1 protein-coding gene is annotated in these 242 nt (G+C 40.1%); it reads left to right on the top strand.

The window, feature by feature from the left end:
• The first annotated feature begins 2 nt into the window (after window positions 1-2).
• The gene (locus V6260_RS19695; RefSeq protein ID WP_425355716.1) at window positions 3-107 is read left to right on the top strand and encodes an AsnC family transcriptional regulator; all 105 of its coding nucleotides are present in this window, start codon (window positions 3-5) and stop codon (window positions 105-107) included.
• The last annotated feature ends 135 nt before the right edge of the window (window positions 108-242 follow it).

Here is a 242-nt window from a genome sequence, read left to right as displayed (position 1 = left end):
AAATTATATCCCAAAATGCCAGCATCCCGTTTAAAGATGTCGCAGCAGAATGTGGAGTTTCACGCGCAGCCATTCACCAGCGTGTGAAAAGATTAATTGATTTGTGAGTTATTATCGGTTCAGGATATCATGTGAACCCTAAGAGTTTATGGTATAGAACCTGTACATACGTAGGAATCAAGCTGGAAAAAGGTTCCATGTACAAAAACGTAGTGGCAGAACTGAAGAAGATTCCCGAAATT

The sequence above is a fragment of the Pseudoalteromonas aliena genome (assembly GCF_038155085.1).
In the GTDB taxonomy this organism is placed as follows: domain Bacteria; phylum Pseudomonadota; class Gammaproteobacteria; order Enterobacterales; family Alteromonadaceae; genus Pseudoalteromonas; species Pseudoalteromonas aliena_A.
The sequence above is the reverse complement of the archived record's forward strand: the minus strand, read 5'-3'. Positions and strand labels throughout refer to the sequence as shown.